At 48.4% G+C, this 22,470-nt stretch carries 26 protein-coding genes and 1 tRNA gene; 2 read left to right on the top strand and 25 right to left on the bottom strand.

Going from position 1 to position 22,470, the window contains the following annotated elements:
- Positions 1-162: 162 nt before the first annotated feature.
- Positions 163-239: transfer RNA gene (locus tag GTQ55_RS06215), tRNA-Arg, on the top strand.
- Positions 240-335: 96 nt separating this feature from the next.
- Here GTQ55_RS06215 and GTQ55_RS06210 read toward each other — a convergent pair.
- Entirely contained in the window at positions 336-1,328 is a 993-nt protein-coding gene (locus GTQ55_RS06210; protein WP_161857951.1) for an AraC family transcriptional regulator, read from the bottom strand.
- 150 nt (positions 1,329-1,478) lie between these two features.
- On the opposite strand from GTQ55_RS06210, the gene GTQ55_RS06205 reads away from it, so the two are divergent.
- Positions 1,479-5,294 carry a molybdopterin-dependent oxidoreductase gene (locus GTQ55_RS06205; protein ID WP_183946716.1) on the top strand — a complete coding sequence of 1,272 codons (3,816 nt, stop codon included), beginning with the start codon at positions 1,479-1,481 and terminating at the stop codon, positions 5,292-5,294.
- Between the two features lie 309 nt (positions 5,295-5,603).
- On the opposite strand, the gene GTQ55_RS06200 is transcribed toward GTQ55_RS06205, so the two are convergent.
- The 24 genes from GTQ55_RS06200 to GTQ55_RS06105 form a co-directional block, all read right to left on the bottom strand.
- Entirely contained in the window at positions 5,604-5,933 is a 330-nt protein-coding gene (locus GTQ55_RS06200) for a hypothetical protein (RefSeq protein WP_161857950.1), read from the bottom strand.
- An 83-nt stretch (positions 5,934-6,016) separates the two neighbouring features.
- Positions 6,017-6,409, bottom strand: coding sequence for an ankyrin repeat domain-containing protein (locus GTQ55_RS06195; protein WP_161857949.1), 393 nt, complete (start codon positions 6,407-6,409; stop codon positions 6,017-6,019).
- Positions 6,410-6,529: 120 nt separating this feature from the next.
- Positions 6,530-6,865 (bottom strand): hypothetical protein, encoded by a 336-nt coding sequence (locus tag GTQ55_RS06190; RefSeq protein WP_161857948.1) that lies wholly within the window; start codon positions 6,863-6,865, stop codon positions 6,530-6,532.
- 54 nt (positions 6,866-6,919) lie between these two features.
- On the bottom strand, positions 6,920-7,519 hold the full coding sequence (locus tag GTQ55_RS06185; protein WP_161857947.1) for a hypothetical protein: 600 nt from the start codon (positions 7,517-7,519) through the stop codon (positions 6,920-6,922).
- 173 nt (positions 7,520-7,692) lie between these two features.
- Entirely contained in the window at positions 7,693-7,953 is a 261-nt protein-coding gene (locus tag GTQ55_RS06180; protein WP_161857922.1) for a hypothetical protein, read from the bottom strand.
- Between the two features lie 104 nt (positions 7,954-8,057).
- Complete coding sequence (locus GTQ55_RS06175) at positions 8,058-8,354, bottom strand: hypothetical protein (RefSeq protein ID WP_161857946.1); 297 nt, start codon at positions 8,352-8,354, stop codon at positions 8,058-8,060.
- Between the two features lie 149 nt (positions 8,355-8,503).
- The gene (locus tag GTQ55_RS06170) at positions 8,504-8,881 is read right to left on the bottom strand and encodes a hypothetical protein (RefSeq protein WP_161857945.1); all 378 of its coding nucleotides are present in this window, start codon (positions 8,879-8,881) and stop codon (positions 8,504-8,506) included.
- A 72-nt stretch (positions 8,882-8,953) separates the two neighbouring features.
- Positions 8,954-10,261 (bottom strand): hypothetical protein, encoded by a 1,308-nt coding sequence (locus GTQ55_RS06165; RefSeq protein ID WP_161857944.1) that lies wholly within the window; start codon positions 10,259-10,261, stop codon positions 8,954-8,956.
- A 543-nt stretch (positions 10,262-10,804) separates the two neighbouring features.
- Positions 10,805-11,122, bottom strand: a complete 318-nt coding sequence (locus GTQ55_RS17915) for a hypothetical protein (protein ID WP_237567853.1) — start codon at positions 11,120-11,122, stop codon at positions 10,805-10,807.
- A 128-nt stretch (positions 11,123-11,250) separates the two neighbouring features.
- Positions 11,251-11,616 carry a hypothetical protein gene (locus GTQ55_RS06160; protein ID WP_161857943.1) on the bottom strand — a complete coding sequence of 122 codons (366 nt, stop codon included), beginning with the start codon at positions 11,614-11,616 and terminating at the stop codon, positions 11,251-11,253.
- A gap of 163 nt (positions 11,617-11,779) precedes the next feature.
- The gene (locus tag GTQ55_RS06155) at positions 11,780-12,088 is read right to left on the bottom strand and encodes a hypothetical protein (RefSeq protein ID WP_161857942.1); all 309 of its coding nucleotides are present in this window, start codon (positions 12,086-12,088) and stop codon (positions 11,780-11,782) included.
- 158 nt (positions 12,089-12,246) lie between these two features.
- The gene (locus GTQ55_RS17910) at positions 12,247-12,552 is read right to left on the bottom strand and encodes a hypothetical protein (protein WP_161857924.1); all 306 of its coding nucleotides are present in this window, start codon (positions 12,550-12,552) and stop codon (positions 12,247-12,249) included.
- Positions 12,553-12,708: 156 nt separating this feature from the next.
- Positions 12,709-12,927 (bottom strand): hypothetical protein, encoded by a 219-nt coding sequence (locus GTQ55_RS06150; protein WP_161857941.1) that lies wholly within the window; start codon positions 12,925-12,927, stop codon positions 12,709-12,711.
- A 1,046-nt stretch (positions 12,928-13,973) separates the two neighbouring features.
- A complete protein-coding gene (locus GTQ55_RS06145; RefSeq protein ID WP_161857940.1) occupies positions 13,974-14,435 on the bottom strand; it encodes a hypothetical protein in 462 nt (153 codons plus the stop codon).
- A 73-nt stretch (positions 14,436-14,508) separates the two neighbouring features.
- Positions 14,509-15,114 (bottom strand): hypothetical protein, encoded by a 606-nt coding sequence (locus GTQ55_RS06140; protein WP_161857939.1) that lies wholly within the window; start codon positions 15,112-15,114, stop codon positions 14,509-14,511.
- 161 nt (positions 15,115-15,275) lie between these two features.
- Positions 15,276-15,566, bottom strand: a complete 291-nt coding sequence (locus GTQ55_RS06135; protein WP_161857938.1) for a hypothetical protein — start codon at positions 15,564-15,566, stop codon at positions 15,276-15,278.
- Positions 15,567-15,677: 111 nt separating this feature from the next.
- Positions 15,678-15,989 carry a hypothetical protein gene (locus tag GTQ55_RS06130; RefSeq protein WP_161857937.1) on the bottom strand — a complete coding sequence of 104 codons (312 nt, stop codon included), beginning with the start codon at positions 15,987-15,989 and terminating at the stop codon, positions 15,678-15,680.
- Between the two features lie 522 nt (positions 15,990-16,511).
- Positions 16,512-17,297 carry a hypothetical protein gene (locus GTQ55_RS06125; RefSeq protein WP_161857936.1) on the bottom strand — a complete coding sequence of 262 codons (786 nt, stop codon included), beginning with the start codon at positions 17,295-17,297 and terminating at the stop codon, positions 16,512-16,514.
- An 88-nt stretch (positions 17,298-17,385) separates the two neighbouring features.
- Positions 17,386-17,724: a hypothetical protein gene (locus GTQ55_RS17905; protein WP_237567852.1), complete on the bottom strand. Its 339-nt coding sequence runs from the start codon at positions 17,722-17,724 to the stop codon at positions 17,386-17,388.
- A 130-nt stretch (positions 17,725-17,854) separates the two neighbouring features.
- A complete protein-coding gene (locus tag GTQ55_RS06120) occupies positions 17,855-18,205 on the bottom strand; it encodes a hypothetical protein (RefSeq protein ID WP_161857935.1) in 351 nt (116 codons plus the stop codon).
- Positions 18,206-18,365: 160 nt separating this feature from the next.
- Complete coding sequence (locus GTQ55_RS17900; protein WP_237567851.1) at positions 18,366-18,743, bottom strand: hypothetical protein; 378 nt, start codon at positions 18,741-18,743, stop codon at positions 18,366-18,368.
- Positions 18,744-20,800: 2,057 nt separating this feature from the next.
- The gene (locus GTQ55_RS06115) at positions 20,801-21,355 is read right to left on the bottom strand and encodes a hypothetical protein (RefSeq protein ID WP_161857934.1); all 555 of its coding nucleotides are present in this window, start codon (positions 21,353-21,355) and stop codon (positions 20,801-20,803) included.
- Positions 21,356-21,501: 146 nt separating this feature from the next.
- A complete protein-coding gene (locus GTQ55_RS06110; protein ID WP_161857933.1) occupies positions 21,502-21,870 on the bottom strand; it encodes a hypothetical protein in 369 nt (122 codons plus the stop codon).
- Between the two features lie 121 nt (positions 21,871-21,991).
- Complete coding sequence (locus tag GTQ55_RS06105) at positions 21,992-22,423, bottom strand: hypothetical protein (RefSeq protein ID WP_161857932.1); 432 nt, start codon at positions 22,421-22,423, stop codon at positions 21,992-21,994.
- Positions 22,424-22,470: the final 47 nt, after the last annotated feature.

Raw genomic sequence — 22,470 nt, 5'->3', positions numbered from 1 at the left:
AAGCAGCACGGCAGAATGCGCGCCCTATCGAGTTGAAGCGGGCATCTGCGGACAGCCACCAAGCTCGGTAACTTGCGGATTTTTAAAGAGTTTTTGAAAAAAACCTTTAAAAAAGACTTGACGAAGCGAAGGCAAGTCACTATAGTTCGCAACCACAACAACGCACTCGTAGCTCAGCTGGATAGAGTACTCGGCTACGAACCGAGCGGTCGAAGGTTCGAATCCTTCCGAGTGCGCCATATACAAAAAGCCCCGATCTTGCAAAAGATCGGGGCTTTTTTGTTTTCGATATTGCAGGCTAACCCCACCGCACACCGTCACCGCGGCTGGCAATATTACAACTGCCTGCGGTACTCCCCCGGCGTCATGCCCATCCAGTCCTTGAATGCGCGGGCAAACGCACTCTGCTCCGAATACCCCAACAGCATTGCCACATCGGCATAGGAAAGGGACTCGTCCTGCAAATATTTTTTGGCCAGGCGTCGCCTCAATCCCGCAACAATACTGCGGTAACTGTACCCCTCGGATGCCAATAGCCGGTAAAAACTGCGCAGTGAGTAGCCCATCTGCGCCGCCACCGTCTTGGCCGAGGTGTCGCCATCTTTCATCGCCATTAACAGGTGCCGCTGCAAACTTTCAAAAAAGTCCTCGACGCTTCCCGGGAGCACCTCGCCTTTAGCTTTTGCCTCCGCATCCAACATGGCTTCCGCCTGTCGGTCGAAAATCTTCCGCATGTAGGGATCACTCGTTGAGATGGTCATCCACATCACCTTGGCGGGAACATCAACCACCAGGCTTTCGGTACCAAACTCTACGGGACAATCAAACAGGGTTTCATATACGTCGGCATTCTGCGGCTCAGCAAATGGCAGTCCCACTTTGACGGGAGCGACGGGCTTTCCAATCAGGCTTTGATACAGGCGGACAAACACTGCGGTACTGAATTCGTAAGAACTGACCGTGTCCACATCGTGCAATTGCCAGCGGTGCCGAATGGCGTCACTGCCCACTTCCACCTGCGTGCTCAACGCTGATGACACCAGGGCCTGGTATCGCCCATAGCGTGTTAACGCCTGCACCAGGTTACTGCACGACGCAAGCAGGTACCCAACGATGCCAAAGTCTTTCGGCTCGATCATCTGCCCGATTTTTATCCCCAGCCCAGGAACCGGGTCCAACCGGTGTATCGCGCCCAGCAGCTGATCAAACTCCCGGTTAGCCATTGCATTCCTGGTCTGGTAAGCCGCCATACGGGCCTGTAAATCGACGGCAGGCAGCTGCCTTGCGGCGACATAGCGCTGCAATACGGCAATAAAACTTGTAGGCATGACCACGGGTGCTGACATGACATCGAGTATTTGGCGCATGGCACAAAATGTCAATGCGCGAAAACTGTCAATACATCCCGGCGCCGAGTGCCTACTATCCCCATCGAACCAGAATAATCACTCACCGGAAGCGTTTGAGGGAACCGCACCATGGCGTACGTCGTTACCGAGGCCTGTATCAACCACAAACACACCAACTGTGTGGATGTCTGCCCCGTAGAAGCCTTTCGCCAGGGCGACGATATGCTCTATATCGATCCCGAGGCCTGTATCGACTGTAATGCGTGCCTGACCGAATGCCCCGAGCGCGCAATTTTCCCCGAGAGCGCCGTGCCCGCAGGGCAGCAGCAATACATCACCATGAATGCGGAAATGGCGAGAGAGCTGCCGGCAATACGTGAGAGCGTTCACCAGCAGGCCGCGGCCAGTGAACACGCCGCCGCGGGTGGCCACTTTGCGGTGGTAGGCGCCGGCCCTTCCGGGTTCTACACCGCGGAAGCCATTCTGAAATCCATGCCCACCGCTACCGTGGATATTTTTGAAAAACTGCCGACACCCTTTGGGTTGGTCCGCTATGGCGTAGCACCAGACCACCCCCGCATAAAGTCCGTAAGCGCCAGCTTTGAACGCATTGCCGAAAGCCCGCAGGTCCGCTTTTTCGGCAACGTGAAAATTGGCCAGGACCTCTCCACCAAGGAGCTGAAGTCGCTCTATCATGCCGTTGTATACGCAACCGGCGGTTCAAAAAGCCGTGCACTGACAATTCCCGGCGCAGATCTGGGCAATATCTTCGGCTCGTCGGAATTTGTCGGTTGGTACAACGGCCATCCGGATCACCAGGCCCTTTCACCCGACCTGTCAGCCCATCGCGCGGCCATCATCGGCGTTGGTAACGTTGCACTGGATATCGCGCGGATTCTGACACTGCCCCATGCCGACCTGGCCAAAACCGATATCGCCGATCAATCCCTGATGGCTCTGCGTGACAGCGGAATCAAGGAGGTGTGCCTGCTGGCCCGTCGCGGTGTGGCACAGGCAGCGTTCACCCCAAAGGAACTGGAGCAGCTTGTCGGCATTGAAAGCCTGGATATTGTCGTCGACCCGTCCGACCTCGATCTGGATGCCGAATCAGAAGCAGACCTGAGCAAACCGGAGTTTAGTGAGGCCCGCCAAAACATTGCACTGCTACGCGACATCGCACAGCGCCCACTGAGTAAAAACCCGGCCACCAGGCGTATTCGCCTAATGTTCCTGAGCAGCCCCGAGTCCATCGAGGAATCCGCAGGTAGCAAGCAACTCCGGTTTGTGCGCACCCGGCTGGAGCGTAATGGGCGACGAATCAATGCAATACCGACAGGGGAACAGCACACTCTTGATGTGGGTTTGATCATCAACGCTACCGGCTATCGCGGGGAGCCTGTAGAAGGCCTGCCATTTGATGAGCGCCGCGGCGTTATTAGCAACAACAGCGCGCGGGTGAACCCCGAAGATGGCAACGAATATGTCGCCGGCTGGATCAAGCGTGGCGCCAGCGGCGTTATCGGCTCGAACAAACACTGCGCAACAGAAACCGTAACGCAACTGACCTCCACGCTTCCTGAAACACTCGATCCTATCGAACAGGATGTTGCAGCCATTCTTTCGGAACGTAACGTCGAGTATATAAATTACTCTGACTGGCGATTGCTGGATAAACACGAACAGAACAATGGCCATAAGGACGGGCGCCCTCGCCGTAAAGAAACCAGTGTGCGCAATATGTTACGGATCATTCGTAATGCGCGCGAAGCCGCCGAAACAGAAGCCGCAGCAGAAGAAAAACTGCCGGTTAAAACACACTACCGCAGCTGTACCTTGTGTGAAGCCATGTGCGGCATTGAAATACAATACCGTGGTAGCAAGATCATAGCGATCTCAGGTGATGATAAGGACCAGCACAGCTGGGGCCATATCTGCCCGAAAGGCTATTCATTGCAGGACCTGCACAACGACCCGGACCGCTTGAAAAAGCCCCTTCGCAAGGTCGATGGCCAGTGGCTTGAAGTCAGCTGGGACGAAGCCCTGGACTATGCGGCAGAAGGGTTGGCGAGGGTACAGAAAAACTACGGTGACGATGCCGTCGCCGGCTACTGGGGTAACCCGACGTCCCACAACCTGGGCCTGCTGATGGCCTCGAACAAGCTGCGCAAAGCACTGAATACTCGAAACATCTTTACTGCAGCGTCCCTTGACCAGATGCCGCACCAACTGTGCTCTCATCTGATGTTTGGGCACGCGCAGGCATTTACCATCCCCGACATCGACCACACCGACTATATGCTGATGCTGGGAGCCAACCCCGCAGCGTCCAATGGCAGCTTGATGTCCGGCGGGGATATTCTAAAGCGACTGGAAGGCATTCATAAGCGCGGCGGGAAACTGGTTCTGATCGACCCACGCAGAAACGAAACAGCGATGTATGCGCAGGAACACCACTTCATTCGCCCCACAACCGACGCATTCTTCCTGATTGGCCTGATCCAGCATGTCATCAGCAACGAACTGTACAAGCCCGGGCGCCTGCAAGGCATGATGGACCACTGGGGCGAATTACTGGACACCTTCAACCTCTTCCCCATGTCGGAAATCTCGCAGATTACGGGCATTCCGGAATCAGAGATCGAGCGCATCGCAGAAGAGTACGCAGCAGCCGATAAAGCCATCTGCTACGGACGTATGGGTATCTCGGCGCAAGCCTTCGGCGCCCTGAATCACTACCTGATCAATGTGCTGAATATTATCACCGGCAATCTGGATAGCCGCGGCGGCATGATGTTTACCAAGCCCGCTGTGGACTCCGGTGTAAAACCCAGTCAGGCGGGCAGCTTCGCCACCTACCACAGCCGCGTACGCGGCCTTCCGGAATTCAACCGGGAACTGCCGGCGACCACAATGGCAGAAGAAATGACCACCCCAGGCGAGGGACAAGTACGGGGCTTCATCTGCATTGCCGGCAATCCCGGGTTGTCCACGCCCAATGGCCGCCTGATGGAACAGGGCCTGAGCGGATTGGACTTCATGGTGTCGCTGGATTTCTACCTGAACGAAACCTCCCGTCACGCCGATATCATCCTGCCGCCCACGGGACCATTGGAACACGAGCAATATGACCTGGTGTTCAACCTGCTCTCGGTGCATAACGTCGCGAAGTTCTCTGAGCCACTATTTCCCCATGAGGAAGGCACACGCTCCGACTGGGACATCATGAATGGCCTCATCCGTCGCATAACACGGATCAAAACCGGAGAAACCAGCAAACAGCCTTTGCCGCTCACAACAGTGCTGGACTATGCACTGCGCTCGGGCCCCTACGCTGAAAGCTTTGACGAGTACAACGGCCAGGAAGTGACACACCACGATGAGGGTTTGACCCTGGAGAAACTCAAGGAATACCCCCATGGCCTGAACCTCGGCCCCCTCCAGCCCTGCCTTCCTGAATTCTTGTTCACCGAAGACAGGAAAATCCACATGATGCCGGCTCCTTTTATTAGCGACCTGGAGCGACTGAAAGAATACGCAGCCTCACTACATGAAAAGCCAGAGCTAAAACTGATCGGCCGCCGCGATCTGCGCACCAATAATTCGTGGATGCATAACAGCAAGCGCCTGGTCAAAGGCAAAGACCGCTGCGGCCTGTATATCCATCCTATGGATGCCGAGGCGCTGAAATTGGAAAATGGCAGCAAAGCGAAAGTCCGGTCGCGCGTTGGCCAGCTCAATGTAGTGGTTGAGATCACCGATAGCATAATGCCGGGCTCGGTATGCTTACCGCATGGGTGGGGACACGACCTGGATGGCGTTCAGCTGAGGGTGGCGAAAACGAATCCCGGCATTAATAAAAACGACCTCACGGACGATCATCTTGTAGATGAGGTATCCGGAAATGCTGCATTGAATGGGGTGCCGGTCGTGGTGGAGGCGCTTTAGCGCCCCTGGATCCCGGTAATAAACAGAGGGCTACAGCGCAGAAACGGAAAACAGAGCCGCCGATCAAGTATTTTTACCACACCTTCTTCTTACCCATGATACACCTCCATGTTAGGCCGAAAACTAACTATACAGGGTGTCTACTTTCAGTGGGAAATTAGGTCACCTAACGCTGCCGGCAGGGGCAGCTTACCTTGTGCACGTTTTGCGCAAAAATGGGAGCGCAGCGACCTGCGCAAAACGTGCACAAGGTAAGCTGTCCCGCGGAGGGCCGCAGGCCTGGAGCAAATTGCCCGGCCTTGTTATGCATTACTTGGCACCCTCTATTTTTTCGCCTTCTAGGGGAAACACAGCAGAGAAATCTTTATTCTCCGACAAGTATATTTCGTGATCGTTTTCAGTTGCGTAAAGGATTACAGAAACGTAAGCAACTTCATCGCCATCCTCAAAATACAGATATATACGGCTTGATGGAGCTTCCAATTTTCTTTCAATTGACTCTAATGTAGTCTCCACCCCGTTTAAAAAGATGCTGTCTCGAACGAGAGCTATCTTAAAATCCATATCAGCAAAACAGAGCTGCGATAAAAAAAATACTCCAGATGCCAGTAAAAAGCGTCTCATATCTGACCTATGCATAACGCCGCCACAACCGGCAGCCGGAGCGCAGCGTAGGCTGTCCGGCGCCGATAGGCGCGAAGTTAATGGCCTTGTTAAATGTGTTAGTAGTTTGCGCCATACTCTTTAAGTAATTTCGCTGCTTCTGGGTTTTTGTTTTCATTTGCTATTTGTAGAGCTGAGGAATCGCAGCAACCTACATTTGCCGAAGCACCATTTTTTAGCAATAACTTTAGAATGCCTGTATCTTCGTGAGAAGCCGCGTGCATTACAGGTGAAGCTGTTGGCATACCTGCAAAACACTTAATGGATATTGCTTCTGTTACGCCGTTTGGATTAGCACCAAGATCTAGTGCAAATTGGACAGCGTAGATATTTTCTTGCGCTGCCGCTGTTTCAAGCAAATATGAAATCTTGGCCTTATCACAATCAGCTGCCCACCCAAGTGCAGGTGTTGTCAACATGAAAAATATTAGATATCTCAATGTCTCATTCATACATTTAACGCCGCAATCAGACGCGGCTTACTTTGTGTGCTTTTTGCACGAAAATGGGAGCGCAGCGACGTACAAAAAGTGCACAAGGTAAGACGTCGGCTGCATTGCTTTGTTAAGCCGCTACACCTCGATAGAGAACTGAAACTCATAGTTACTCACATCTACCAATTTGCAATTTTCTAACCTGGGCACAAACTCAGTTTTTGAAATTACTTTAAGAAGAACTGAATCTGGAACCGTGTCAGAATTTTTGCTTATAAGCTCAACGGACGTTACTTTTCCATCAGCCCCAATTTCTAACTTAGCCAAGCCCTCGACTGCTTTGACATCAAATTTACTCGTATCTTCAAAAAGGAAAACCGGATACTTCTTAATCTGTAGATCTCGCTCTTTACAAGGTAAGCATGCGAGAGCTATGGAAGGCATGAAAAATACGATAAATAAATACTTTCTCATCACTTCCTCATGTGGCTTAACGCCCAGCGTTGGCTGTCGCCCTGCCGCTGCTTGTTAAGCGGACCATAGTTTGAACAAAGTAATGGCTGCGAATAATACGCCACACCACCTAACAAAAACTGATAATTTCGCCAGAATTGCCCATAGCTTTGGGCCACCATAGTGACTTGCCGACCTCCAAGTTCCCACTAGAACCAGCGTTTCATAAATTGCATATATAAATAACAGGGCGGCCATCTCTCTGGTACTGTTTAGAGAAGAAATTATTATACTCGCGGCAAACCCTACAAGAACGCCATATACCCAATATATTTTTGCTAAACCGATTTCTCCATCAAAGATTTTGGCGTATGTATATTTTTCGCCTTTCTCACTTATCCACAATCGATTTACGGGATCACTTTGATAGACATCTTTTTGTGACGTTTCTTCACTATTATATTCATTTAAATCAGCGCTATCAGGACGAATAGGTTCATTCCCTTTTTCTACTGCCGAATCAGATAATTTTTCAACCTTCAATCTTACGTACTGAAATTTTGCGCGATCATGCTCTCCATCACACAAAGCCAATGCTTTGGCCCACAATGCTGGGCACCTATTAGGTCCCTCAAACTCTTCTGTTGCTTCTAAGTATATTGATTCATCGCTCATATTATTATTCTCGCTTAACGCCCGCAACAGGGGCGACCAATGCTATGCACATTTTGTGCGAAACTGGGAGCGCAGCGACCCGCACAAAATGTGCATAGCGTTGGGCGTCCCGCGGAGGCCCGAAGGGCCGGAGCATCTTGCTTGCGTTTGTTAAGTGTTGGGTCTGGCACGCACTAACTTCCCCAGTACTTCACAACCTTTTGCTCTCCACAATTTTTACACTGCCATGTTTCTTTGTACTTTCTGGGGCCAGCATATAGCGACAGAGTGATTTTGGGTTTTACATTGATACCAGCTGGATCTTCAAGCTTGGCAAGAAACATTCCGTCGCCACACTTTTCACAAGGCTTACTTCTCTTTTTGTGAGCGTAAAACGCAACACACAGGAGCACAAATAAGCCGACCAGTAAAAATGCTATTTCTTGCTCTGACATTACTGACACTTAACGTCCCAATAACCGGCAGCTGAAACGCAGAAAAGCGAAGTGTAAGCTGTCCGGCGCCGCAGGCGCGGAGTTGATTGGCTTGTTATGTGTATTCATTCCGGCCATTTCAATCCACCAAAGCTTTCCATACTTTGGCCGCCTTTTACTTTGCCGACAGATAGCGCTAGCTGGTAATCACAACCTAACAAAGTCTCCTTTAAATCCTCACTAACCGGCCTGATTCGTTCAAGCCACTCCGCCAGGAGTTCTGGATTTTTACTGTCACATTTTTCTAGAAAGTACACTCCATCTCTGGAAACAAGAATTCCTGAGAAGACTGCTACATCCTCTTCTCCATTTTCATCTTCAGACCAAAGGACTAGCGCCAATTTTTTATTCAATGCTTCCATAGTGGCTTACACATAACGCCCACAGCAGGGGCGGATTACCTTGTGCGCATTTTGCGCGAAAATGGGAGCGTAGCGACCCGCGCAAAATGTGCACGAGGTAAGACGTCCCGCGGAGGCCCGAAGGGCCGTAGCTTCACTGCCTGTGATTGTTAAGTGTTTTTCTCGATGCTCCTGGATGCGGCCTTAGCTACGACCACGGAGATCTTCTGTGATTGTTTTCCGATTTTTCGATCGCTAAATCTTCGAAACAAAGCGAACCCGGTACAAAGTAAAAAGACAGCAATCCCGAGCCTTTCAGACCATATTATCCTGCGCTCAATGATTGTAGCCACTCCACCCATGAGCCCTTTTTCGCCATTGCTGGCGATAACACCCTCAAGGAAAAGCGGAAATCCAAAGTACAAACCAAGAAAGCCCACAACTCCAAACAAAAACACCTTTAAGGGAGCTCCAGATGCCGCAATAGAAGAAGTGTCTCTTAAAATTGATGCACCGGCGCTCTTTCTTCTACGATACTTCCTTCCCACGGTAACTCCTTAAAGGACACTTAACGCCTGAGTTAAGCCGTGCCGCGAAGCGGCATCGGCTTGAACGAATTGTTAGGGGGGCGTACCGGCGCTCATCCTCTCCGCCCAAGCCTGCATAAGCCGGTCGCGCTCCTCTTGACTCATGTCGTTGATGTCAGGAACTTTTGAGCCAATGATCTTAATTGGACCGGCGCTGGTAAAAACGTAGCCCTCACCTTGTATTGACATTAGATGGAACCCGCTGCCGCAGGACTTGCAGTACAGCTCATAGTCGTGATGTGGAGGTTCCCATTGACGCTTTGTTCGGCACATGCAGGTTAGTGGAATAATCTCACTTGAACCAATGAGGCCATCTTTTATGAAAAAGAAGTAAGTTGAGTTCCTAGTCTTGATTGCGCGAATCAGATTTTCCGATGCCGACTGCAACTCTGAAGCTGCGCTCTGAGCTTGGGTGGAATTGAGTAGCTTATTTGCGCAGCTAACAATTGCCGGAATGTACAGATGTGACAGAAAATCACAAACTGTTTTAAGAATCTCGTACTTTAGCTCGCTAAAATTCTCGGTGCTTGGCAATATCGGCCCATAGCTACTGCCGAGGACAATCTCTGCATGAGGGGCGCTAGTAAAAAAAGTGGATACGTAGCCAATATGGGCAAACTCAGAAGAAAATTTGAACAGATTCTTCAAGTCATCGGCGAGACTGGGTGGGACGTTGTTGTTTGGGATAGAGGTAAGAAGAAAGTCGACTTTCTTTCCGAAGCTGGTATGAGCGCAGCTTGTGATGTGTGAAGAGGCCCATTGGTTGTAGTTGAGTTGCTCAAATTCTTGTAATGCGGAAAGTATTTCCGAATTAAACAGAGCTTGGGTCAGAGATTTTGTGGCGAACTTGTTGAAGCTATTTAGCGAAACAAGGACGTGGTAGTTAAATGATTTTGGATCGAGCAAAAATAACTGATACGCATCGGCAGTAAGGCTATCAATAAGCTGCCTAGAAAGGGTCAGTAGATTGCTGTAGTCATTGAAAGTCTTTTTAGGGATGTTGGAAAAGTCACCCCTATTTCTGCTCTCATAGCTATCTGGCTTTGTCTCAGTCACTACCCGGTCAATGATTGCGCGACCATTGCCAAGTAGGCTCCTGACAATTTTAGGAAAGGCTTCTAGATTTTCGCCAGCCTTGTAAGGTGAGCTTATTTCTACGTCGTGGCCTAATGACTCAGAGAGACTGTCTTGGCCGGCCTTGAGATGGCCCGTAGCTGTGCTCAATGCGTGGTGTACGAACTGGATGTTACTTACGAGCACGTCAAAATCACTTAGTACTGCAGCGCCTTTTCTTTCGGTGAGATTCGACGCAATCTTGTTTAAGACATCGAGATCGTTCATTAGACCCCCTAACGCCGCCAGCAGGGGCAGCTTACCTTGTGCGCTTTTTGCGCAAAAATAGGAGCGTAGCGACCCGCGCAAAATGTGCACAAGGTAAGCTGTCCCGCGGAGGGCCGAAGGCCCGGAGCATCCTGCCTGGCCTTGTTAGCAATTGGATATCTGTACATAGGCTGGCGCTTACATTTCAGCTGCTTTAGAGCCCCGACGGACCTCTGATACAAGCCAAGAAACCGCGAAGATTACGCTACACAAAATACCCAATAAAAGTACGTAGTTTTCCTCGAACACTTGGGGATTCCCAAGCCCCCTGCCCAACTCAAAGCCCAAGATATAGATCCCAGCAAGGGAAAATATAGCTAGCGTAGTGATTTTAAATAATTTGAACATCCTTGCTCTCTAAAGATTGCTAACGCCCACGGCAGGGGCGGCTTACCTTATGCGCGATTTGCGCGAAGTTGAGAGCGAAGCGAACCGCGCAAAACGTGCATAAGGTAAGCCGTCCCGCGGAGGCCCGAAGGGCCGGAGCTTCACTGCCCGTGATTGTTAAGTGTGGCATTTCTCGATGCTCACCTCATAGACACCATCTTCAGGCTGAAACATTTCTACGTGTCGAATCCTACCTTTTTCATGCCAGCCACAGAAATTGAAGTCTTTTTCTGTTTGATGGCAGATGGCCAATGCTGACTGGATATTTCTTGCTTTTACATTAGTGCAATTCAATTTTGTACACGAAGCACTACTTTCAATTTTTACCTCAACTGAACGGTGCGCAGAAGCTTCGGATATACAATTAGCTTGAGCGAGCGTAGTAGCTGAAAAAACAAGCAGAGCTACGATTATTATTGTTCCAATTGATTTCATAGGTACTGACACTTAACGCCGCTGTATTGGGCATTTTTTGTGTAGTGGAGTTTTGGGGTAAAATGGCGAAGCCACCCCAAAACGGAACGTAGCAAAAAATGTCCCTATGACAGCCTTGTTAAGCTTTTTTACCATAATGCTTTGATGCCTGCTACAAGAGCCAAAAAGCAGATGACCCACATTATTATGGGACCCGACGCGCCTTTAAATTTTAGACCAAAGGTTTCAAGCTCTATATTGCCTGCAACATTTTCGAGAGCCATAACTAATGCAAGCGCGGTTAAAGCTGAAAGCGGCACACCTATGGCAGCCGCTAGATGTTCATAAAGGATTTCATTGAATCGAACGTCGGTTAAAGAAGACCCGATAAAAATTAGAACGAAAACAGCCCCAATACTTGAAAGCGCTGCCACAGATCCCCACTGCAAAAATAGTCTAGACTTTTTGACGAGGTTTTCTCCGCTTTCTAAAATTTCTTCTTCCGTTTTTCCCATATTTCCTCCTCCATATTCGATTGAAGCTTAACGCCCACAGCAGGGGCGGCTTACCTTATGCGCTTTTTGCGCGAAAATGGGAGCGAAGCGACCGCGCAAAACGTGCATAAGGTAAGACGTCCCGCGGAGGCCCGAAGGGCCGGAGCTTCACTGCCTGTGATTGTTAAGTGTTCTTGGCACATTCTTTGGACTTGTTTTCTCGCTCCTGGATGGCTCTTTTCCAGAATCCCCTCTCATTGATCCATTTCTGAGTGTACCCGCCATACCCTTTACGGTTCTGGTTTTCAGTAGGTTGTGGCGGAGTGCTATCCGTTACGAAAACATACAGCAGCGGACCTAAAACTGGAATGAACGCAATCAACGAAACCAGAATTTTGATCAAAGGATATTCGTTTGAGCGCCACAACCTACCGATCAAATAGAGCGAAATAAATTCCGAAATAACCACTGCAACTACCAGTATTTCGCTCATAACTTGATCTGACACTTAACGCCCGCAACAGGGGCGACCAATGTTGTGCGCGTTTTGCGCGATGATGGGAGCGCAGCGACCGCGCAAAAGGTGCACAGCGTTGGGCGTCCCGCGCAGGCCCAAAGGGCCGGAGCATTCCTGCTTGCGCTTGTTACATTTCACCGAAGTGGCGTGGTTACGCCAACGATGGCGGTGAAAATATACAGACCTATTAGGAACCAAAATAGTACCGGATCTCTTTGCTTTTCCAAAACAGTACTTGGATAGCCAATTAATGGCATTCTGCCTAGATGGATCACTCTTGCACAGTAAAATGGGAGGTATATGCCTCCCACCATGAACATATATTTAATCCCTTTTTGAGTCTGCTCATAGGAATCCTCCCAACCACCGATTAAAAAACCAATCGGGAATAGCCCCAAACATATCCAGGCAGCAGCTCTATGTATCTTGAGAATACTCATTGAGAAATGTAACGCCGCGAGCAGCGGCAGCTTGCTTTAGGCGCTTTATGCGCAAAAATGGGAGCGAAGCGACCTGCGCATAAAGTGCACAAAGTAAGCTGTCCGGCGAAGGCCCGCTGGGCCGAAACGAAATGCCTCGCCTTGTTATAAACCGAATTACGCTGGAGTCTCACTATCTCGCGGCAGGTCTTTTTTGAACATTAAAAAAACAACATAAACTAGACCAAAAATTGGAATGATAGAGAACACTGCTCCAAGCAACGCAGCTAATACTGGAGTCTCGGTTTTACGTCTACCAAGGTAGTAGCTGACAGCAGCTATCACTACCGCAAATATGGTTATGAATTGCCCGATGACCGTCAAACTTATATTCATTGAAGTACCTCTTTATTCTTGTGACTTTGGTTTATAACGCCCGCAACCGGGGCGACCAATGCTATGCACGTTTTGTGCGAAACTGGGAGCGCAGCGACCCGCACAAAATGTGCATAGCGTTGGGCGTCCCGCGGAGGCCCGAAGGGCCGTAGCATCCTGCTTGCGTTTGTTATGTGGTACTCGCTCATGCCTAGCTAGAACTGCCAAAAAACAGGACTCCCACAGAAAATACCAGGCCGATCCAAGATATCATTTTTATATAGATGGCTTTCTCTCCAGCTGGGCCGAACTCAAAGTAACCGACGAACGTATTCTCCAATCGGCTAGCTCCCCCGAAGAAGATTACCCAAACGAAAAAGACAATACCGCATAAACCGTAAATCACTAGATAGTCTCCGAATCACATAACGCCCGCAACAGGGGCGACCAATGCTTTGCACATTTTGTGCGAAACTGGGAGTGTAGCGACCCGCACAAGATGTGCATAGCGTTGGGCGTCCCGCGGAGGCCCGAAGGGCCGTAGTATCCTGCTTGCGTTTGTTAGGCATTTTCCCGCCTCCACTGTCGGTATACTGCCACCAGTATAACGATAAGCCCCCCGTTAATTACCAATAACGCAAATGTTCGAAGAATTCCGATTGGCGCCACGTGTGATATGTAAGGGATCGCTGATATTCCATATAAGAACGCTATTACCGGAAAAATCATTAATGTAAGGCAAGCCCAACGCTTTTTATAAAATGCACCCACCAAAGATAGAAGTGGAGCTGAAAGGAAGACTGCGCCAGAAAAGGCGAATAGCAGCAGCCAACCATTTTCGAATAAGTGCTCCCTGGCATACCACCCTTGCAGATAAACGCCCGGCCAAATTAGTGCCGCGATTACTTCGACCGAGGCTATACACCTTGCCAGAAACACTGAATTCATTTGAATGCCTAACGCCGCGCACAGGGGCGGCTTACTTTATGCGCGTTTTGCGCGAAAATAGTAGCGCAGCGACCAGCGGAAAACGTGCATAAAGTAAGCCGTCCCTTTGCTGCGCATTGTTATGCGCTGCCGCCTCGGAGTCCGATTGCGGAGTATACATACTCGGGCCTCCCCCGCTGCTTAAGATATGGCTCAACATTTTTATAGGGAACCAAATTAGCAATTTTTCCCCGCTCTATTACAGCGGCATACCAACCGACTTCCGCAACTTTGGTGCTACCACACGAGGTTTTTGGATTCAGGTACTTCATATACCTACCGCTTTGATATCCCCAGCCATGTAGTAATTCAACAATCACAACGTCTGGATAGTCTTTTTCACCAGCCACTTTCAGTATTTTTACTACTGCCAGGTTAGCGCTACCTGCGATTTTTTCATAATTTGGTCCGGTTTCTGGATAGATATACTGGAAACTCCCCTCAGGAGAGGTTGGCGGGATTATTGTAGGTACAGGATACTCACATGCCAACGCACACGGTACGAACAATGTAGCGAAAATTCCAAATGCCACGTTCTTCATTCTTTATGCCGCATAACGCCTGGCTCTGGGGCTGCATGGAGCGCAGCGTAATGCAGTCCCTAGCAGCCACTTGTTACGTGCTGATTTTGCACAGATGTTTGATTGTTTTTTCATGTTCTTTACCCACCAAACCAACATCTTGATGAAAGCGAAATCCAGATTTCTTAACTTTTGCCGCATCAAGTGCCTTTTTAGCTTCTGAACCATCATTTTTTATTAATGCCTTAGAAGCATGCCATTTAAAATATTCCAAAGGAAACGTGAGTCTATCAAAATGCTCATTCAGTACATCAAGTGCATTGGCGTACTCATGTTCTATTTTCTGAGTTGCCACCAGATATGGATAATCTAGGTACACCCCAGTCTGGTGATTTGGAAATTCTCTTTCTCGCTCAAGCATCTCTTTAAAGGTGGAAATGCAGCTCTCGATATCATCTAGCGCGACAAATGCATTTGCTTTTGCTAACAAAGCGCGAACGTCGTCAGATTGGTTTTTTCTTGACTCAAAGTACTCACCAACCAAACGAATTGACACCTCCGGATGCTTGTCAGCTAAAGTGAGGGCTTGGATTACCAAATACTGATCTCGTTGAGTTCTTGCTCGGTTCAATTTCGAGTAGAAATGCTCTTCGATAGATTCGTTCCAATCTTTATTTCTGTACCAATCGTCAGATGACACGATGATCCCTTAGCACGTAACGCCCACAGCAGGGGCGGCTTACCTTGTGCGCTTTATGCGCAAAAATGGGAGCGAAGCGACCTGCGTATAAAGTGCACAAGGTAAGCTGTCCCGCGGAGGCCCGAAGGGCCGGAGCACTACTGCCTGTGATTGTTAGGCATCTATTCGGATGCGATTTCAAATTTTCTCCAGTGCTCAAGAAGCTTTGAAGCTGCTATATAGTTTGAATCGGAATTGGGGCGAACACCCATACGACCTCTAACTATACCGTCTAGGATCTCTGACATTTCCTTAACATTGCAGCCTCGATCAAGCTCATATATGAGCCCACCTATATACATATCATATTCGTCTGCAACATATTTTGAGACGCCCAATGGATCCCATTCATTAAGAATTTTTGAGATCACCTTCAGGCTATTGTGACTTTTTCTGTTCTCAGAATATTTCATACATTTGCCTAACGTTGCCAGCAGAGGCGGCCGTAGCGCTTTTTGCGCGAAGCGCATTGCGCAGGCCGTCCTGCGGAGGCGCGCAGCGCCGGAGCGTACTGCCTGGCCTGGTTATGTTTTTTCACGGGACTGCCACCAGGACCAAACCTTACAAGCAATTTTTACCTCTAAGTAGCTAATGACAAGCTGCAAGCTGACTAGAGGAATGTAGGCCCAATCAGGAGGGCCAAAACTAGCGATAACCCAAGTTGGTAGAGCCATTATGGCCAATCCAGAAGCTATAAATCCGGTTGCCGAGTACTCCAATACGCCCCAATTTTCTTCAAAACCAAAGCCGAGTGCTACAACGAGCGCGCCGGCCCAAAGTAGGCAAACAGCGACGAAGTGAAAAATTGTAAGTATTACTACTTTTCTTTTGCTCACTTAGGGAGCCTCAAAACATAACGCCGCCAGCAGGGGCAGCTTACCTTGTGCACGTTTTGCGCAAAAATGGGAGCGCAGCGACCCGCGCACAACGTGCACAAGGTAAGCTGTCCCGCGAAGGGCCGAAGGCCCGTAGCATACTGCCTGGCATTGTTATATGAATGGGTTCTCTCCGGATTCAACGGCGCTCCGGTCCATTAAAACCTTAAGCGCAGCAGCTAAGAATGACCCAACAATATAGATTCCAATTAAAATTATACTAGGGTCATGGTCATTCAGAACTGACAGTAAAAAGTGAACTACTGTGCAGAAACCAATAAAGCAAACAGCTTGAAGCAAGACAGCTTGCTTTGGATTTTCCATTGTCAAGTCTTTTACACATCGGTTGAGTATCTTCATCTATCCGTACTCATATAACGCCGCGCTCAGGGGCGGCTTACTTTGTGCGGTTTATGCGCAAAGATGGAGTGAAGCGACTGCGCATAAAGTGCGCAAAGTAAGCCGTCCCTCTGCAGCGCTTTGTTAAGCATAATTCCCTTGCTCGTGCGCCTTTTTGGATTGCTCCACAATAAATTTATGAGTCCGTAACATTACATCGTTAAATTCTATATCTTTTTTTAGATCTTCTAGTATTGATGGATCTTTATCTAGTATGGAAGGGTCTTTATCTTGCAGTTTTTGAACTAATGCTTTGTGCCTTTCCATAAGGTTTTTGAATTTTTCGGCAACTTGCTGAGCGGGTTCAGTGGCTGATTTATAATCTTCACACTCTTGAACCTTATTTAATGAACAATAGATTTGCCTCGACCGCAGTAGTTGAGCGATATGAATCACTGCTTCTTGATAAATAGCACGAGGATCATCTTCGCTAGCTTTTATAATTTTTGGAAGTGGAACTTTCTCATCCAGAGTGCCTGGAATGGGAATATGTTTTGGCATTAACAGTTCACGTGGGATGGATAAGTTTATGGAGCGCTGCCTAATACTTTCCTCTTGAAATGAAGCTCCGGATAGCTTATGCGCAAATTCGTTGCGTATGCCGCGAATACCGTGCAGAGTCTTTTTTTCAAATTTCGAAATTGCACCAAAGCGATACGCCAAATTAATTCGCGCACTAAAGCTGCTTATTGGGCCAGTACCGGAAAAAAGAGCTTTGTTATTTTGGCTGGAATCGTCAACCATAAATTGAATCAGAAGCTCTTTTAGTAGTTCATCTAAGTATGATGCGCCCACAATTGCGGCGGCTCGATCAGAGTCCCCTTCGAACTCTTTTTCTAAAATCTCTTGGTCTTGGTTAATACTTTGCATAATTTCTCAAATGCTTAACGCCCGTAGCACGGGGAAATTTGGAGCGCAGCGGAGAATTTATCCCTGTGCCTACGATTGTTATACGTTGCTACGAAGACCATCGGTGCCCCTCCGGCAAACACTCACAACACAAAATACTACCTTCAAAAAATGCACCGTCTTTTATTGCTTCAACATTGTCTTCTCTACACGGATTGGCCACACGATCCATAGTCCAATCATTGCATTTCGAGCATTTTACAATGCCATATTTTGACTTTCGGATAAACTGAGAATCAGTCCAGTGATGGTTCATTCCATACTCTGATGCCAATTCCCTTTGCTTTTGTATGTATTCATCCAATCTCCGTTGATATTCATCAGAGGAAAATTCTTCTTCGGAAAGTTCCCAAGAAGCTGTAGATGTAGTTATTGCGATGTATTCCATGGATTACGTATAACGCCGCCAGCAGGGGCAGCTTACCTTGTGCGCCTTTTACGCGAAACTGGGAGCGCAGCGACCCGCGCAAAATGTGCACAAGGTAAGCTGTCCCGCGGAGGGCCGAAGGCCCGGAGCTTTACTGCCTGGCTTTGTTAACTTTTTCACTGCCAAGTGTCTGGGCCAGACCAATGTAGTACCGTTCCTCAACTGCGCCATTCGGCCAGCTAGATGGCTCGCCGAGCCATTCAGGTAACTCACTTCCACATTTCTTACTGGAGTAGTACAAGTAAAACATAGCTTCAGTGCTTGCTGGGTCTATTTCCAGTAGCACCTTCGACTCTTCAATCGCATCTGAGCAATTATTGCTCACCACGTATTCTTGAAACTTTTCTACGCGATGATTCCACTCTTTGGAGATATCCGGGAGTTCATGCGCGAATGAAAATGCCGGAACAATTAAAGAGAGAATTATTATTCTTTGGATCATGCGACTTTTCTTAGTTAACGCCCGCAACAGGGGCGACCAATGCTATGCACATTTTGTGCGAAACTGGGAGCGCAGCGACCCGCACAAAATGTGCATAGCGTTGGGCGTCCCGCGGAGGCACGAAGGGCCGGAGCATCCTGCTTGCGTTTGTTAACTGTTTTTATACACGCTGATTTTCGCACCTACGAAGCTCCCATATTGGAACGAGAATTGATGCGCAAATTGCGATTAAGCCCAAGAAATAATTAAAGAACGTTGTAAAGATACTTTGCGGATGCGTTAGCTGAATAAATACACGCTCACTGATCTTTCCTTCCAGCCCCCAAAGTAATGCAGGTGTAAAAATAAGCACCAGAAAAATTATGAACCATACCCCGTACGTCTTCATGGCAGACCAAAGAACATACTCAGCTCTAAAATCTGGCTCGATTTTTAGTGCCGCCAAAAACGACGAGTAGATTACAGGCGATATCATGAGGAAAGCCAATACGGCTATTCTCAGTGAACTTACTTGTAACTCAAATTCTTGAACTTCCATTCTACCTACATTGTTTCAGTAACACTGACAGTTAACGCCCACAGCAGGGGCGGCTGAAGCGCAGCGTAAGCCGTCCCGCGGAGGCCCGAAGGGCCGCAGCTTTACTGCCTGTGATTGTTAGGAATACATTACTCCGCATGGCCCGTGACCCGTAACTGATGGTTAGCAGCCATACATTGCTCCCAAAGACTTCCGCTTGATACTCCCCATGCATCCAGACCTCGAACAAGCCCCTTAATCGCAGGACATTTATTTCCAGCTTTGATTTCGGATCTAGTTTCTTGAAAGTACTTGAGAATTGCCACTCTAGATTCTTCAGTCCATGAGTGTGCGCAATCATCACTACTTAGAGGCTTAGATAGCTCGATGATAATTTTATCTAGAGATTCCATCTCAGAGCGAAACATTGCCAGTATTCCTAACGCCCGCAACAGGGGCGACCAATGCTATGCACATTTTGTGCGAAACTGGGAGCGCAGCGACCAGCACAAAATGTGCATAGCGTTGGGCGTCCCGCGGAGGCCCGCAGGACCGTAGCATCCTGCTTGCGTTTGTTATGTTGTAAGCGGAGCTATGGGGCAATAGCACAATCTACCTCTTTGCCTTCAAAACGCCACCCAACAATCACCCGAGAGGATGGCTCATACTCATAAAAGTATCTACAGCTGCCTCGAAACTTGTACTCGTTTTCAATGTTTCCTCCTGGCAGCTCTATAGCTCTCACAAATCGGTCTTTTCTTGCCCAGTTGTGAGGGTCGTCAATGCTTTCTCCAACTCCGCTACTCATATGAGACTGAAAGTTTCCATGTAAGTCGTGTGCACATGCTGTGGCCAATAATATCGGAAGGCTTAAAAGTAAAAATCGCATGGGAATTGCTACTCTTCACGTATTGGCAACATAACGCCGCCAGCAGGGGCAGCTTATCTTGTGCGCGCTTTGCACGAAACTGGGAGCGCAGCGACCCGTGCAAAACGTGCACAAGGTAAGCTGTCCCGCGGAGGGCCGAAGGCCCGTAGCTGTACTGCCTGGCTTTGTTAAGCAATCTACTTCGCTCTCCGAAAAGGAGACTCTATATAGCACCCACAAGACTTACATTTATAAGATGCAGTGAACTGGCCTCGGCTAATGCAGTAAGACATTAACTCCCCACATCCCGAATTTGAACACTTCGCGGGAACAAATTTATCAAACATCCAGCAATATACGAGGGCAATTATTGTTGCAAGCCCAAGAAATACATACTCATTGATATGTATGTCTAGCGGTTCCAGTAAATCCAGCCCAATAAATACCAGCAATACGACCACGGCAAAGGTCGAAAACCACCCTACTAACGCATGAATCGGCTGCGACATTCTCATTATGCTTAACGCCCAGCGCAGGCGCAGCCAGCGCGGAGCACATTTTGTGTTAATGTTTGAGCGCCAGCGAGTAACACAAAATGCGCATAGCGTTGGCTGTCGCTCTGCCGCTGCTTGTTAGGCATTTACCTGCACCTCGTTTTCCTTAGCTGCAGGTAGCTTGCAAAACCTAGAGAAACTAGCCCAAACCACAATCCTATCCTGCTATTAGAATCTCTAGCTGACAGTGACTCTTCCTCTGTTAGCACTTTGATCCCGTCAATTTCTAGCGACCACACATTACCATCTTTGGCTAATAGAAAAACCTTGCTTGATGAATCCAACTTGCTTTTTATGCCTTGCGGATGGGGAAGAATACTAGGGTACAAAAAAATCCTGGAGCTCCCGGATAGAGAGAACTGAACCGAGTAACTATTTCTAGTTGCAAAAGCTTTTGTGGAAGTAACGCTTCCTTCGTACGGGGTAAGGCCTTCTGGAACGTCTCCATCAAATGTATACCAGGCCATAAGACCAAAGGCCCCAATCACCGAGAATGTAAGAGTAAAGATGTATCGCATTATTGGTGACTGCATTTGTGTGCCTAACGCCTTGCTCAGCGGCGGCTTACTTTATGCACTTTTTGCGCAACAGTGGACGCGTAGCGGCCGCGCAAAAAGTGCATAAAGTACGACGTCGGCTGCAGCAAATTGTTAGGCTTATTTTTCACGATGCGCCTTCTGCTCAACCATTCTTTGCAAAGTTCGACTAAAAATCTTCGACGTAAGTTGATGATCTATTTCACATGTTGTAAAACTAGCGCTCATTAATTCAGCAGGATAGTCTATTTCAGAAGCAACTTCTTTGCCTGCTTCTATAAATTCAGCAAGTAAAATATATGAACGGCCAGCAACTACAGAATCTGCAGACTCAATATTTTTAAAATATGGCATTTCCTGAATATTTTTTGTCCTACCGGCATACTCAATGCCTGCTTTTGCGAGATCCTTCAATTCAGACTCACTTAAGTTTTCTATTGAGACTTTATTTAGGGGAAACGCTCCTCGCTCTTTAATAGCAACATCTCGCTCTTGGTTTTTCCTCCTCATATAATTTTTCACGTACTCGTAATCTAAAATTTCTACTACTTCTCGACTCTCGCTTAAACCAAGAGGGAAGGCATAAAGACTCTTGGTACAGTCTCGCCAAATGGTTGTTGTCGCGTTCGAAGCAATCGAAACAAGTAGAGTAATCGTAAAAACTATGACTTTCATCCATGGAGCCTAACGCCGCCAGCAGGGGCGGCTTACCTTGTGCGCTTTTTGCGCGAAAATAGGAGCGCAGCGACCCGCGCAAAATGCGCACAAGGTAAGCTGTCCCGCGGAGGGCCGGAGGCCCGGAGCTTTACTGCCTGGCTTTGTTAAGTTTTTACTGTACCTCGCCGCAGCAGGAACCCGAGGCACGTTGTAGCAATGTGAACCACAATGAATGCTGCCACTGCAGCGGTAAAGCCAAGAAAAAACCAAACCGCCAAGCTGATAGAACCAAAAACAACAAAATTTTGCTTCCAACCTAGCTTTACATCAAGTTCGTTAAGGCTAACCCATTCCCACCATAGAACATTCCACCACAAGCTCGATGCCGCCAAATATTCTAAAATTAACCGCTTTGTACCGGTTACTCCACGCAGCTTCAATTCGACTTCAAGTTGATTGATGTATTCGGATTCAAACTGGGTATCCAAGTACCGATCACCGATTATTTCGAAAGTAGTACGCTTCTTGCTCATGGAAACTTAACGCCGTGCGCAGCCGCGGCTTGCTTTGTGTGCTTTTTGCACGAAAATAGGAGCGTAGCGACCGTGCAAAAAGTGCACAAAGTAAGACGTCGGCTGCCGCACCTTGTTAAGGCTATCCCTCATATGTTGTTTCTAGCTCTATCGGTGGGCGAGCGCCACAAGCGACAGGCAGCAGCCTTTCAACACGGTGAAGCTCAAAAATTTCCAAGTTTTGATCCCAAGGTTCTCCAGCCATACCCCAGCCCGAGCCTCCGTCATCGGTAATACGACCTACAACCTCTACATAGATAGGTTCTCGGAGCTTCACCTTGCGAGCTGAATATTCTTTGTAAATACCTGTTTTCCCCGCATCTGTGAAACTAACTCCTATTTTTCCGCCACATTCAAAGAAGCCCGAAAGCTCTTCATCATTCACGATGTAGCCTTTGAAAGTTCTATGGTCTGATACGAAGTCTCTCTCTAGATGTAGAAAGTACGCACTAATTAGCAAGACTACAGCCAGACTTGAAAATGTAATGTAGTACCACAGTTGCTGTGTTTTCATTGCCTTAACGCCGCCAGCAGGGGCAGCTTACCTTGTGCGCGTTTTGC

Origin of the sequence: Microbulbifer hydrolyticus (assembly GCF_009931115.1) — a bacterium.
GTDB classification, from domain to species: domain Bacteria; phylum Pseudomonadota; class Gammaproteobacteria; order Pseudomonadales; family Cellvibrionaceae; genus Microbulbifer; species Microbulbifer hydrolyticus.
Note: the sequence above shows the minus strand (reverse complement) of the source record. Positions and strands in the feature narration are given on the sequence as shown.